The sequence below is a fragment of the Acinetobacter sp. 24-47-62 genome, assembly GCF_056779765.1.
On record NZ_JBWYIN010000013.1, the window covers coordinates 15332 to 28933 of the forward strand.

The 13602-nt window shown below is 41.2% G+C and carries 16 protein-coding genes; 3 read left to right on the top strand and 13 right to left on the bottom strand.

The window, feature by feature from the left end:
• Nucleotides 1–19: 19 nt before the first annotated feature.
• From AC1M87_RS11105 to AC1M87_RS11155, 11 genes are all read right to left on the bottom strand, one after another.
• A complete protein-coding gene (locus AC1M87_RS11105; RefSeq protein ID WP_481593722.1) occupies nucleotides 20–1387 on the bottom strand; it encodes an NAD-dependent succinate-semialdehyde dehydrogenase in 1368 nt (455 codons plus the stop codon).
• Nucleotides 1388–2033: 646 nt separating this feature from the next.
• Nucleotides 2034–2453, bottom strand: a complete 420-nt coding sequence (locus AC1M87_RS11110; protein ID WP_035268205.1) for a F0F1 ATP synthase subunit epsilon — start codon at nucleotides 2451–2453, stop codon at nucleotides 2034–2036.
• 26 nt (nucleotides 2454–2479) lie between these two features.
• The gene (atpD, locus tag AC1M87_RS11115; protein WP_035268203.1) at nucleotides 2480–3874 is read right to left on the bottom strand and encodes a F0F1 ATP synthase subunit beta; all 1395 of its coding nucleotides are present in this window, start codon (nucleotides 3872–3874) and stop codon (nucleotides 2480–2482) included.
• 26 nt (nucleotides 3875–3900) lie between these two features.
• On the bottom strand, nucleotides 3901–4770 hold the full coding sequence (atpG, locus tag AC1M87_RS11120) for a F0F1 ATP synthase subunit gamma (RefSeq protein WP_035268202.1): 870 nt from the start codon (nucleotides 4768–4770) through the stop codon (nucleotides 3901–3903).
• Nucleotides 4771–4859: 89 nt separating this feature from the next.
• Nucleotides 4860–6404 (bottom strand): F0F1 ATP synthase subunit alpha, encoded by a 1545-nt coding sequence (gene atpA / locus AC1M87_RS11125; RefSeq protein ID WP_035268197.1) that lies wholly within the window; start codon nucleotides 6402–6404, stop codon nucleotides 4860–4862.
• Between the two features lie 40 nt (nucleotides 6405–6444).
• Complete coding sequence (locus AC1M87_RS11130) at nucleotides 6445–6981, bottom strand: F0F1 ATP synthase subunit delta (protein ID WP_004970141.1); 537 nt, start codon at nucleotides 6979–6981, stop codon at nucleotides 6445–6447.
• Nucleotides 6982–6995: 14 nt separating this feature from the next.
• A complete protein-coding gene (locus AC1M87_RS11135) occupies nucleotides 6996–7466 on the bottom strand; it encodes a F0F1 ATP synthase subunit B (protein ID WP_004970142.1) in 471 nt (156 codons plus the stop codon).
• Nucleotides 7467–7505: 39 nt separating this feature from the next.
• On the bottom strand, nucleotides 7506–7751 hold the full coding sequence (gene atpE, locus AC1M87_RS11140; protein WP_000424060.1) for a F0F1 ATP synthase subunit C: 246 nt from the start codon (nucleotides 7749–7751) through the stop codon (nucleotides 7506–7508).
• 85 nt (nucleotides 7752–7836) lie between these two features.
• The gene (atpB, locus tag AC1M87_RS11145) at nucleotides 7837–8712 is read right to left on the bottom strand and encodes a F0F1 ATP synthase subunit A (RefSeq protein ID WP_004970145.1); all 876 of its coding nucleotides are present in this window, start codon (nucleotides 8710–8712) and stop codon (nucleotides 7837–7839) included.
• A gap of 103 nt (nucleotides 8713–8815) precedes the next feature.
• Complete coding sequence (locus tag AC1M87_RS11150; RefSeq protein ID WP_004970147.1) at nucleotides 8816–9214, bottom strand: ATP synthase subunit I; 399 nt, start codon at nucleotides 9212–9214, stop codon at nucleotides 8816–8818.
• A 170-nt stretch (nucleotides 9215–9384) separates the two neighbouring features.
• Nucleotides 9385–10227 carry a metal ABC transporter solute-binding protein, Zn/Mn family gene (locus AC1M87_RS11155; RefSeq protein WP_481593723.1) on the bottom strand — a complete coding sequence of 281 codons (843 nt, stop codon included), beginning with the start codon at nucleotides 10225–10227 and terminating at the stop codon, nucleotides 9385–9387.
• Between the two features lie 138 nt (nucleotides 10228–10365).
• On the opposite strand from AC1M87_RS11155, the gene AC1M87_RS11160 reads away from it, so the two are divergent.
• From AC1M87_RS11160 to znuB, 3 genes are read left to right on the top strand one after another with little or no spacing between them, the layout of a single operon-like run.
• A complete protein-coding gene (locus AC1M87_RS11160; RefSeq protein ID WP_035268172.1) occupies nucleotides 10366–10857 on the top strand; it encodes a transcriptional repressor in 492 nt (163 codons plus the stop codon).
• Nucleotides 10836–11624, top strand: a complete 789-nt coding sequence (znuC, locus tag AC1M87_RS11165) for a zinc ABC transporter ATP-binding protein ZnuC (RefSeq protein WP_035268168.1) — start codon at nucleotides 10836–10838, stop codon at nucleotides 11622–11624. The genes AC1M87_RS11160 and znuC overlap by 22 nt, the downstream gene beginning before the upstream one ends.
• Before the next feature lie 3 nt (nucleotides 11625–11627).
• Nucleotides 11628–12428, top strand: a complete 801-nt coding sequence (gene znuB / locus AC1M87_RS11170) for a zinc ABC transporter permease subunit ZnuB (RefSeq protein ID WP_481593724.1) — start codon at nucleotides 11628–11630, stop codon at nucleotides 12426–12428.
• 17 nt (nucleotides 12429–12445) lie between these two features.
• Here the strand turns inward: znuB and AC1M87_RS11175 are convergent, their stop codons facing one another.
• Nucleotides 12446–12928, bottom strand: coding sequence for a hypothetical protein (locus tag AC1M87_RS11175; RefSeq protein ID WP_481593725.1), 483 nt, complete (start codon nucleotides 12926–12928; stop codon nucleotides 12446–12448).
• A 33-nt stretch (nucleotides 12929–12961) separates the two neighbouring features.
• The gene (locus tag AC1M87_RS11180; RefSeq protein ID WP_481593726.1) at nucleotides 12962–13582 is read right to left on the bottom strand and encodes a LysE family transporter; all 621 of its coding nucleotides are present in this window, start codon (nucleotides 13580–13582) and stop codon (nucleotides 12962–12964) included.
• Nucleotides 13583–13602: the final 20 nt, after the last annotated feature.

Consider the following 13602-nt stretch of genomic DNA (forward strand, 5'->3'; position numbering starts at 1 on the left):
TCGCTTTATTTCAAAGACTCTATTGTTTCACCACCACTAATTTTTTTTGTACAAATTCATGAAAACCTAAATCTGCCAGTTCATGACCATAACCAGAATTCTTTACGCCACCAAATGGTAATTCTGGAGCAGTATCCGTTAACCAATTGATCCACACCATTCCTGTTTCAATTCTCGAAGCTAATTTTTTTGCACGCTCTATGTCTTGAGAGTGAATGACACCCCCAAGACCATAATTAGAATCATTGGCGATTTCAACGATTTCATCCTCATTTTCCGCAACATAAATCTGAGCAACTGGCCCAAAGAATTCTTCGTACCAAGCCTCATTATCTCGACTAATATTTTCTAAAATTGTCGGCTCATAGAAATAACCATCATGATCAATTGCTTTTCCACCAATAACCAATGATGCACCCTGCTGAACTGCTTTATCCACTTGTTTAATCAAGTTTTTAAGCGCACTTTCCGATGAGAGTGGTCCCAGTGTGGTACTACGGTCTAATGGGTCGCCAATTTTCAGCGCTTTAAATGCTTCAATTAAACCCGTTCTAAACTGATCAGCGATGTCTTTATGCAAAATAAATCGTTTTGCTGCAGTACACACCTGCCCTGTATTATTTACACGTGCTTTACAACCAATCTCAATCGCTTTGTTTAAGTCCGCATCATCCAGCACGATAAAGACATCATTCCCACCCAATTCAAGCGTAGACTTTTTAATGTGTTTACCTGCTTGCGCAGCGACCGCACTACCCGCTCCTTCTGAACCAGTTAATGCAACACCACGCACACGTTTGTCTGCAATAATATCTGAGACTTGATCGGTATTGATAAATAGATTAGTCCAAACACCTTTAGGCGCTCCTGCTTCTAATACAAGTTTTTCAAATGCTTCAGCACATTGCGGAACGATACCTGCATGTTTGGCCAATACGGGATTTCCAATACCACAGTTTGGTGCAAATACACGGACCAATTGATAAAATGGGAAATTCCATGGTTCGACAGCCATGATAATACCTAATGGATGATGCTCCACCCAAGCTTCACCTAACTCAGTTTTATAGGGGACTGATTTCAGAAATTGTTCAGTATTTTTTGCATAGTACTCAGCAATTTGAGCACAGGATTCGATTTCACCTTCACTTTGCTCAATGAGCTTACCCATATCTAAAGTAATGAGTTTGGCTAATTCACTCTTTTTCTCTCTAAATAATGCTGCCAAACGTTGTAAAACTTTTACGCGATCATCTACATTTTTTACCCAATCTGATTTAAGAATAGATTCGGCTGAATCCAAAGCACGATCAATATCTTGTTGTTGGTGTGATGGATATTCTTTGTATACAGTATTGGTAAATGGGTTAATGGATTTATAACTCATAATTCTTCCCTTCATGCCAATAAATTTATTAATGCTTTGGATCAAAACAATCCTTCATTATCAAACATGAAAATAATTTATTACCCTCATGCTTACTTATCCAAGCTATCATTAAAATCTTTGAAAAAGGATGAATATTACACAATCTCTCAGTCTGTTACTTAACTATTGAATTTCAGATAACATTTATAAAAAAACCACCCTTACAGGTGGTTTTTCAATCTTGAACTGTCTTTTATTGAGCGAGGTTTTTGATTTGATTTACCATTATGAAATTAATTTTTTTTCTCAGAAAACGAATTAGTGATTTTAAATCATGTGTTTTTCTAAAAAAGTTCGGATTTTCAATTAACTGATACATGAAATAAAATGCTAGAAAAAACTTAGAAATATCTGAAATGAAATGTAAATTTCCTTGTGTCAAATTAGATATTGCTAAACACATAAAAAAAACTAACTGTAACATTAGTACAATTATTGAAATTATTTTTATGACAGGATTATCCACAATAGAATCATTGATTGTTTTCATTGTAAAACCCTTAACTTATTATCAGTAAATTATGTTTAGCACAAGTTTTTCAAACTTACAATAACCCATAAAAAAACCACCCTTTCGGGTGGTTTTTCAATCTCGAACCGTCTCTTATTGAGCGCGGTTTTTGATTTTGCGGATGGTTTCCAACTGTGCAGCTGTTTCTGCAAGCGCAGCCAAAGCAGCAGCAGCGTCCAAATCGCTCTTTTGATTTGCTAACAAAGTTTCAGCATTTTTACGTGCTTCAACGATTGCAGCTTCATCTAAGTTTTCTGCACGGACTGCAGTATCTGCAAGAACCGTAACAACATGCGGTTGAACTTCAAGAACACCACCAGATACATAGATTAATTCTTCTGTACCATTCTCCAACTGAACGCGAATCGCGCCCGGTTGAAGTAAAGTTACTAGTGGAGCATGGCCAGGCATAATACCTAACTCACCACCAGCACCTTTAGCAATTAGCATAGTTACAGTGCCTGAGTACAAAGACTCTTTAACACTTACAACGTCACATTGCATAGTCGCCATGAGAACCTCCTAAATTAGGTAGCTAATTAAAGTTTCTCGGCTTTAGCAATAACTTCGTCAATACCACCAACCATATAGAACGCTTGTTCTGGGATGTGATCGTATTCACCAGCTAGAAGACCTTTAAAGCCACGAATAGTTTCTTTAAGCGGTACAAGTTTACCAGGAGCACCAGTAAACACTTCTGCTACGTGGAACGGTTGAGAGAAGAAACGTTGAATCTTACGTGCACGGTATACAGTAAGTTTGTCTTCTTCTGACAATTCGTCCATACCAAGAATTGCGATAATGTCTTTCAATTCTTTATAACGTTGAAGAACGTTTTGAACTGAACGAGCGATTTCGTAATGCTCAGTACCAACAACTAATGGATCTAATTGACGTGAAGTAGAGTCAAGTGGATCGATCGCAGGGTAAATACCTTGTGAAGCGATGTCACGGCTCAATACAACTGTCGCATCCAAGTGAGCGAACGTAGTCGCTGGAGATGGATCCGTTAAGTCATCGGCAGGTACGTATACAGCTTGGATAGATGTAATCGAACCAGACTTAGTAGAAGTAATACGTTCTTGAAGAACACCCATCTCTTCTGCAAGTGTCGGTTGGTAACCTACTGCAGATGGCATACGACCTAGAAGTGCTGATACTTCAGTACCTGCTAGTGTATAACGGTAGATGTTGTCTACGAACAATAATACGTCACGGCCTTTACCGTTTTCGTCTTTTTGATCACGGAAATACTCAGCCATAGTAAGACCAGTTAACGCTACGCGTAAACGGTTACCTGGTGGCTCGTTCATCTGACCGTAAACCATTGCTACTTTGTCAAGAACGTTAGAGTCTTTCATCTCGTGATAGAAGTCGTTACCTTCACGAGTACGCTCACCAACACCAGCGAATACAGATAAACCTGAGTGCGCTTTAGCGATGTTGTTGATCAACTCCATCATGTTTACAGTTTTACCAACACCGGCACCACCGAACAGACCAACTTTACCACCTTTCGCGAACGGGCAAAGTAAGTCAATGACTTTAATACCAGTTTCTAAAAGGTCAGTAGAAGCAGCTTGTTCTGCATAAGAAGGCGCTTGACGGTGAATCGGTAAACGCTCTTCAGTTGCAACAGGACCAGCTTCATCGATCGGACGACCAAGAACGTCCATGATACGACCAAGCGTCGCTGGACCAACTGGTACAGAGATCGGAGCGTTAGTGTTAGTTACGTTCAAACCACGCTTAAGACCTTCTGTAGATCCCATCGCAATTGTACGTACAACGCCGTCACCAAGTTGTTGCTGAACTTCTAATGTAGTTTCAGTGCCATCAACCTGAAGAGCGTCATAGATCTTAGGAACACTGTTGCGTTCAAACTCGACGTCGATAACCGCGCCGATGATCTGAATGATACGACCGCTACTCATTGCTGTCTCCTCAATTCAAAATAATGTTAAACGGCAGCGGCACCACCAACGATCTCAGAAATTTCCTGAGTAATCGCGGCTTGACGCAGCTTGTTATAAATAAGTTGTAGGTTCTTGATCAATTCACCCGCGTTATCCGTTGCAGCTTTCATTGCAACCATACGAGCAGATTGCTCACACGCGATGTTTTCGATCACACCTTGGTATACCACAGACTCGATATAACGAACCAATAAACCATTTAAAAGCTCTTCAGCTTCTGGTTCATAGATATAATCCCAACCGTATTGGCGGTTAAGAGTCTTGTCATCTTCAGCAGCTGCTAAAGGAACAAGTTGTTCGATTTTTTGATTTTGAGTCATGGCATTCACAAAGCCGTTAGACACCAAATAAATGCGATCTAATTCGCCTTTATCGTATGCATCCAACATGACTTGTACAGAACCAGACAACTGTTCAAGACTTGGAGTGTCACCCACTTGAGTGGTTGCACCAAGTACTTTACCGCCGTAGTTTTTAAAAAACGAAACCGCTTTTTGACCAATCAAAGCAAATTGAACTTCAATTGACTGCTCTTGTTGCTGTTGAACGTGTTTTACCACTTTCTTGAACAAGTTAATGTTCAAACCACCAGCAAGACCGCGATCTGATGACACGATGATATAGCCAACGCGCTTAACTGGGCGTTCAACCATATAACGATGTTTATATTCAGGGTTCGCTTGTACTAAATGAGCAATTACACGGTGCATATTTTCGGCATACGGACGGCCCTGAGCCATGCGCTCTTGCGCACGACGCATCTTAGAAGCTGCTACCATCTGCATCGCGCGAGTAATTTTCTGCGTGCTTTTGATACTAGCTACTTTGGCGCGAATTTCTTTTAAATTTGCCATACGCTTAACCTAGTATTCGAAGGCCCTTTCGAGCCCTCGAAGGTTGATTCCGTGAACCAAACCGACACTAAATTTCAACAGTTTGAAAATTAGTAAGTTTGAGTCGCTTTAAAGCTTTCAATACCAGCTTTGAATGCTGCTTCGATGTCTTTGTTCCAATCACCAGTTTCATCGATCTGTTGCATTAACGCAGCATGTTCAGAACGGAAGTAAGAAATTAATGCAGCATCAAAGTCTACAATTTTCTTCACTTCTACGTCAGCCATGTAGCCTTCGTTAGATGCATATACAGACACAGCTTGGTCAGCAATTGAATATGGAGCATATTGTTTTTGCTTCATTAATTCAGTTACACGTTGACCATGCTCAAGTTGCTTACGAGTTGCTTCATCAAGGTCAGAAGCGAACTGAGCAAACGCAGCCAATTCACGATATTGTGCTAAAGCAGTACGGATACCACCAGACAATTTTTTGATGATCTTAGTTTGAGCAGAACCACCAACACGAGATACAGAGATACCCGCGTTCACAGCAGGACGAATACCTGCGTTGAATAATGATGTTTCTAAGAAGATCTGACCATCAGTAATCGAAATTACGTTCGTTGGTACGAATGCAGATACGTCACCCGCTTGAGTTTCAATAATCGGTAATGCAGTTAATGAACCAGTTTGGCCTTTAACTTCACCGTTAGTGAATTTCTCAACATAGTCAGCAGATACACGAGAAGCACGTTCAAGTAGACGACTATGAAGATAGAATACGTCACCTGGGTAAGCTTCACGACCTGGTGGACGGCGTAAAAGCAATGAAATTTGACGATACGCAACTGCTTGTTTAGATAAGTCATCATAAATGATTAACGCATCTTCACCGCGGTCACGGAAGTATTCGCCCATTGTACAGCCAGAGTACGGAGCAAGGAAAAGCATTGCTGCTGGATCCGCTGCCGCTGCTGCTACAACAGTCGTATACGCCATAGCGCCAGTTTCTTCTAACTTACGTACAACGTTTGCGATAGTTGATTGTTTTTGACCAACTGCAACGTAGATACATTTAATGCCAGAATTCTTCTGTGCGATGATCGCATCGATCGCCATTGCTGTTTTACCAGTTTGACGGTCACCGATGATTAATTCACGTTGGCCACGACCAACTGGAATCATTGTATCAACTGATTTATAACCAGTTTGTACAGGCTCATCTACCGATTGACGCCAAATTACGCCTGGTGCAACTTTTTCAACTGCATCAGATAATTTTGCATCAATTGGGCCTTTACCATCAATTGGGTTACCCAGAGCATCTACTACACGGCCTAAAAGTTCTGGACCAACTGGAACTTCTAATACACGACCTGTGCAACGAGCTTTTTGACCTTCTTGAAGGCTTAAGTAGTTACCTAAAACAACGACGCCCACTGAATCCTGTTCTAGGTTCAGTGCCATACCGTATAAGCCGCCGTCGAATTCGATCATTTCACCGTACATTGCATCAGCAAGGCCGTGAATGCGCACAATACCGTCGGATACCATAACAATGGTACCTTCGTTTTTAGCGGTCGCGCTGGTGTCCAGATCGCCGATACGCTGTTTAATGAGCGCACTGATCTCGGATGGATTCAGTTGTTGCATTGCGCTATACCTCAATCTTTTATTAGTTCAGTCTTCGCAATTAAGCTAAAAGACGTGTCCGCATTTTTTCAAGCTTGTTAAGCGCAGAATCATCTATCACTTGGTCGCCTGCACGAATAACCACACCCGCAATTAACGCTGGGTTCACTTCTACAGAAACATTTACTGCCGCAGCGAAACGTTTTTCTAACGCTTGAGCAAGAATTTGTTCTTGTACAGAAGTCAATGGGAATGCTGATTCAATCACAACATCCACAGTATTGTTATTCTGTGATTTGAGCTGTTCGTATTCTGCTTGAATTTCAGGAAGCAAAGCCAAACGGTTGTTTTCAGCAAGCAATGTCAAAAAGTTTGACACTGCTGCAGTTTGGTCTTCACCTAAAACTTTGGCAAAAATACTCACCTGCTCAGCAGGCGTAAGCTCAGGGCGATTTAAGTAAGCTGAAAATGCTTCGTCTTGCACCGCAGCACTGAGCAAGTTAAGTGCTGTTGACCAATTGTCAGTTGCACCTTGCTCAGAAGCGTAAGCAAATGCTGCTTTAGCGTATGGGCGTGCCAACGTCAAGAGTTCAGCCATAATCTGCCTCTCTCTTAAAGTTTAGCAGCCAGCTGAGTCAGCATGGCATTGTGAGCTTCTGCGTCAACTTGCTGGCTAAGAATTTTCTCTGCACCAGTTACTGCAAGCGCAGCTACTTGTTGACGTAATTCTTCGCGAGCAGAATTGATTTCTGTATCAACAGCTTCTTTCGCTTGTTGACGAATACGCTCACCTTCAGCAGATGCTTGGGTACGCGCTTCTTCTACCAATTGTGCTGCACGACGATTCGCTTGTTCGATCAATTGAGCCGCTTGTGCTTTAGCTGCATCTAATTCAGCTTTCACTTGAGCTTGCGCATCGGCAAGATCAGCTTTGGCTTTCTCAGCTGCATTTAAGCCGTCAGCAATACGACGCTGACGCTCACTAATCGCATTGATTAGTGGTGGCCATACAAACTTCATGCAGAATGCGACGAAAATCGCAAATGCAATCGCTTGGCCAAACAATGTGAGGTTGATATTCATTGCAAATTCCTCAAATAGTGAATTTCGGAATTAAGCTGATTAACCTACAAATGGATTAGCGAAGATGAAGAACAAGCCAATACCAACACCGATCATAGGCACAGCATCAAGAAGACCTGCGATTAAGAACATACGAGTTTGAAGTTGTGGAGCCAATTCTGGTTGACGAGCAACAGCTTCAAGGAAGCGACCGCCTAAAAGACCAAAACCAATCGCAGTACCTAAAGCACCGAAAGCGATCAAGATAGCAGATGCAATTGCAACTAGACCTAAAGTGAGTTCCATGATAATTCCTCAGAGGTTAGGTTTTATACCAAATTAAGTTAAAAAATTGTGTGCCCAACCGCCCGATGACAGTTAGGCCATACCATTAATGCTTTTCGCTTGCCATGCTCATGTACACGATAGTCAACATCATGAAAATGAATGCTTGTAGCGTAATAATCAAAATGTGGAAAATCGCCCAAGGCACAGACAATGCCCACTGGATCCAGAACGGTAATAACGCGATAAGAATGAAGATTAACTCACCCGCATACATGTTACCGAACAGTCGTAGAGCCAATGAAACTGGTCGCGCCAAGAAAGTAGTCAATTCCAACAATAAGTTGAATGGAATTAAAAGCACTTTAGCAACTGGATTACTTGGGTTGAATGGGTTAAGTGCCAACTCACCAACGAAGCCGCCAACACCTTTCTCACGAATACTATAGAAAATAATTAAGAAGAATACAGAAATAGACATACCTAAGGTAATGTTTGGATCTGTAGTCGGAACAATTTTAAAGTAAACCTGATGAGGGTCCACACCCAGCATAGATGCAATCGCCTGTTGAGCTACATAAGGAATAAAGTCAACAGGGATTAAATCCATCAAGTTCATGAGGAAAATCCACACGAAAATGGTTAATGCTAAGGGTGCAATTAATCGAGACTTCCCATGGAAGGTATCACGTACACTTGAATCCACAAACTCGATAATCACTTCAATTACTGACTGGAATTTACCAGGCACGCCTGAATTTGCAGCTTTCGCAACAATCCAGAACAATAAACAGAAGATCAGACCAAGTCCGATAGACCAACCCATTGAATCCAAGTGAATAGCAGTGAACCCCATCTGTTGAGCTTCTTCAGCAGACTCAGCCAACTTCCATGAACCGTCTGGCATTTTGCCATAGGTCATATTGGTCAAGTGATGCTTGATATACTCGGTCGAAGTAAGGGCATGTTCTTCAGCAGCCATAAATCACACCTGGTCAATGTAAAAAAACTAATAGAACAAACGAACATCGCGTGCTGCTTGATATCTCGCCTATTCCTGAAAAACTTTTCAATTTTTGCTGCGTTTAGACTCGTTTTTGTAATCGTGACACCCAAAATGGCGCAACCCACGACATGCTTTGAACGAGCATAAAACCACAAAACAATGCCACCGGGGATAACGGCTGTACATTGCTTAAAATTAAAATGAATCCTACGATCACGATTGCAAACTTACCGAGCATTCCTCTATACATGTTCGAAAGAACCTGTCTGGACGCTCGTGCACCTGCTGCTCGAAACGACTGCCATGAAAAATAACAACTTGCCAACCAACAAACACTAGCACCAAGTGCAGCGCTTAAGGCAGCCGTTGAGTCTTTCAAGACCCACGCTATCAGGGCTGAAACTGGAATCATGAATGCTTGTAAGAAGACCAAAGCTTTAGCTAATCGTCGGTCAATCAAGCGACTAGTTCGGCTCATTTTTTTATCCACTCACAGCATTAATGCTTGACAAGTTCAACTGATGATCGTTTTTTATCGCAGGCATTATAGAGTTAGCCCCCTGAACATGCAATCTTTTCCCGACCTAAGTCTGGTATTTTTAGATCGTTTATTGCTGAGCACTTATACAATTATCGGCTGTTTTTACATCACTTTTGTGCTTTTTCTACACATGCACGTACTTGTATCGCTAGAGTCTGCCATGCTGTTATAAAATTCTGGTGTTTAGCAAAACTCTCATCAACTGCGAGAAAATTCACATGACCTAGAGACTTATATTGATTCTTATTAGCTACAGTTTCAGCCAAAAGACACATCTTTTGCTGTGGGCGACTGTCTTTTAAATATTTGATTTGAGCAATTGTAGGTGCCATATGTGGGTCTTCTGTCATCGCACCAGCGAATTTTAGCAACAGCGCACGCTCCAAGTATTGGTATGCATCATGTAATGACCAATACGGCTGAACACCATGATTGAGTTTTACACTTTGTGAGGTTTTCAGCATCTCATGTGCAAAAAGTTTAGCATTACTCCAATACTTGTCTTTAAACTCAGGTTGTTGTTGTGAGCGTAATGCCGCTATAAAAAAGCCAATACGAACTGCATTATTTGGTTCTAACCATACATGAGTATCGACAGTTCCTTTTACTACGTCCCCTCGACTATTTCTAAGCGGCAATGTTTGCAATATTCCTGTATTCAATAAGGCAACTGCTTTAGAGTTTTTCGCCAAAATACTCTCTAATGGCGCTTCATGCGCTTTACCAAGCCAAATAACCAATCCAGCATCCTGAATTAATTTACGGTGCGCAGGGGTCAGATGAACATCATGCCCTGTTTGATTTTCTAGCAACAATTTTGGTTCTTCAATTCCTTGAGTGATTTCTTTTGCAATCAAATACACTGGGTGTGTCGAAACCACCAAGGGTGCTTGTGCCCAAGCCAAGGTTGTGAATAATGCTGTAAAGCATAGTGCTAGCAGACGCAACATGAAATTAATTACCACTCGAATTTTGACGTTATAATATAACAAACAGTTAAAAATGCCTATGCTGTTCGTAAGTTGCAAGGTCTCATGATACTATTTATGAGATATCCCCTTCCCTTTTCGAAGTCTTGAGGTCAGTCCATGAGCGCATGTTCACACGAACATCATGATACTTTACACGGTGTGCATGATCACCCGAATGTTGAAGCTCGTTTATTAGAAGCTGAAGCAAGCTGCGCTGCTTCAGGCGCTAAATTGACTCCGCTTCGCAAAGAAGTTTTAGAGTTAATTTTAACGGCCTCAGGGCCCATGGGCGCTTATGACTTGTTGGCGAAATTAAAAGGTAATGCTGAACGTCCAGCAGCACCTCCAACTGTTTACCGCACCCTCGATTTTTTGCTCGAAAAAGGTTTTATTCATCGTTTAACTTCAATTAATGCCTATATTCCATGTTGCCATCCTCGTGCTGGACATCAAGCCGCTTTTCTCATTTGCTCTAAATGCAATACAGTGAAAGAGGCTTCAGCTCTTGGTTTGATTCAACAACTTGATCAATTGGCTTCCTCTGATCATTTTCAGGCTCAACATAGCATTATTGAGATTTCAGGATTATGTCAGCAGTGCTCTCAGTAAGTTCTGCATTGCCATTAATTGAATTGCAGCAAATTAATGTGCGAATTGATGAAAGAGACATTTTAAAGAATGTTGACTTTCAGATTCATGACAAAGAAATTATTACCCTCATTGGTCCCAATGGGGCGGGTAAATCTACGCTTATCAAAGTGATTCTCGGAATTGTGAAGGCCAATTCTGGTCAAATTAAACATCATAAAGCCTTAAAGCTTGCTTACGTCCCTCAAAAGTTCAATCCATCTCACAGCTTGCCACTTCGAGTGAAAGATTTACTCGATTTAGAAAAGTGTGATCTTGCGATTAAACAAGAAATTATTCGAGATACTGGGATCATAAAATTACAAGATTCGAAAGTCCAACAGCTGTCTGGTGGGGAACGCCAGCGTGTACTTTTAGCACGCGCTCTACTGCGCCAACCCAACTTATTGGTACTCGATGAACCGATGCAAGGCTTAGATATTCAATCTGAAGCTGAACTTTATGATTATGTTCGAAGTCTACCTGAGCGCTACGGCTGCTCGATCTTAATCGTCTCTCATGATTTGCAGTGGGTGATGCAAGGTACACAGCGTGTGGTATGCCTCAATAAACATATATGTTGTAGCGGTTTGCCTGAAAATATTCAACAAGACCCTGAGTATCAGGCTATTTTCGGCACTAATCGGGTGTTCTACCAACATCATCACGATCATTGTGCACATGGTGATACAGCAACGCCATGTCAACATGATCCTCGTCCTCATATTCATCCAGAACCGGAAGCTTAGATCATGATGGAATGGTTACAACTTCTATTACCTGCATGGATTATGGGAACATTGTTAGTGTTTCTAACTGCACCGCTTGGTTGTCTTATGTTATGGCGTCGTATGTCATTCTTTGCAGACACAATGGCGCATGGAACTCTCTTGGGTGTGGCGATTGCTGGCTTACTCACCCTCCCCTTATGGATGGGGGTTACGTTTACCGCGTTACTCTTGGTCGCAGTCCTTTGGGTATTGCATGATCCTCGCCTGCCCAACGATGCATTACTTGCGTTATGTTCAGCAACGCTGCTTTGCTCAGGACTATTGGTCATCCAACACCTCCCTGCGCTAAGACCAGAGTTGCTCAGTTATTTATTTGGCGATCTTTTAACAATATCTTGGTCCGACTTACCGACATTTGCAATGGTGATTGTCATTGCACTCACTGTACTCTATAAAAGTTGGCAATCTCAAATTCAAATAGCGATTGATCCTGATATTGCGGTAAGCGAAGGTGTGAATGCGAAATGGCATCGCCTTATTTTTATGCTGCTTCTTGCCTTATTTACAGTACTTGCGTTACGTGCAGTAGGTTCATTACTCATGGGTGCTTTATTGGTTATACCTGCATTAACTGCAAGACTTTTAGCACACTCACCTAAACACATGGTGCTATGGTCTTTTCTTGTGGCTCAAATTGGTGTGACTGTGGGTTTATGGTCGAGTGCAGGTTTAAATATTGCGACAGGTTTAAGCATTGTATTAACCATGGCAATCGTATTTGCTGTGATTTTTATCATTCAAAAATTTAAAAAGATAGCCTGAATTATTTAGGCTATTCATTAATCTTGCTGCTTTGTAAAATATTTATGAAGACAGAGAAAGATATAACAAGAGAATATAAAAACCACCATAACCAATAAATTAATGAGGCCTTTTATCCATAACACATGCCAAAAGCCAAAAAAGGTCTCGGGCATAAACCAAGATTCAACAATATAGAAAGGTAACCATTCGAATAGTAAACCGATTGCAGCCGTCATAAATAAGACCACATTGATCCACATCAAATAAACCATTTGTTTGAAAAAGATCTTATATCGCGAAGTATCATCCACAATCATTTTTTTTATAAGGGTGGTGACCAAAATTAAAATCACTGTAAGTCCAAATGTGGCGCATATGCCAACACCCGCGCCCCACATCACAAACTTGATCCATTCCCACACACTTTCAGGCTGTAAATAAAAATACGCCCAGATATAGGGAGTTGAGATTAAGCCAAGCCCTAACAGAATAGTCAAAATTAATATTATAATTTTCAATAAAATAACCCTCAATCGTTATTTTATTGTGTCTTATTGATGCACTAAACTCAATAAAAAAGCCGCACCTGCAAATAAACCTGCAAAGGTACGATTCATCACTTTTTGTTGACGAGGTGATTTAAGTAAACGCAATACCTTCGCTGCAAGACCTGTATATCCAGCCATAACGATAAGATCGATAGCAATCATTGTACAAGCCATGATGAGGTATTGTGGCCATTGAGGCTTTGAAAGATCCAGAAACTGTGGCAATACTGCCAATAAGAATACAATTGCTTTTGGATTACTCATATTGACAAAGAAACCGCTGATTACTAGCTTCATCGCTGACTTTTGCTTTAAATCAGACTGAATTTCTATGGACTGCACTGGGGCTTTCCACTGTAAATATGCCAAATATAATAAATACCCAACCCCAAACCATTTGACGATCAAAAATGCCAAAGGAGTCGTAGCAAAAAGTACGCCTGCTCCCGCAGCGACAACTCCAATTTGAACCAAAAGTGCAAGCTGCAGACCAATTGCATTCCAATAACCTCGTTTGAATCCATAATTCAAACCACTAGACATAGATGCAATAGCACCTGCACCAGGCGAAATACTAATAACCCAACATGCAAGCATGTAGGCAAACCACATTTGATAAGACATAACGATTTGGGAGATTTATT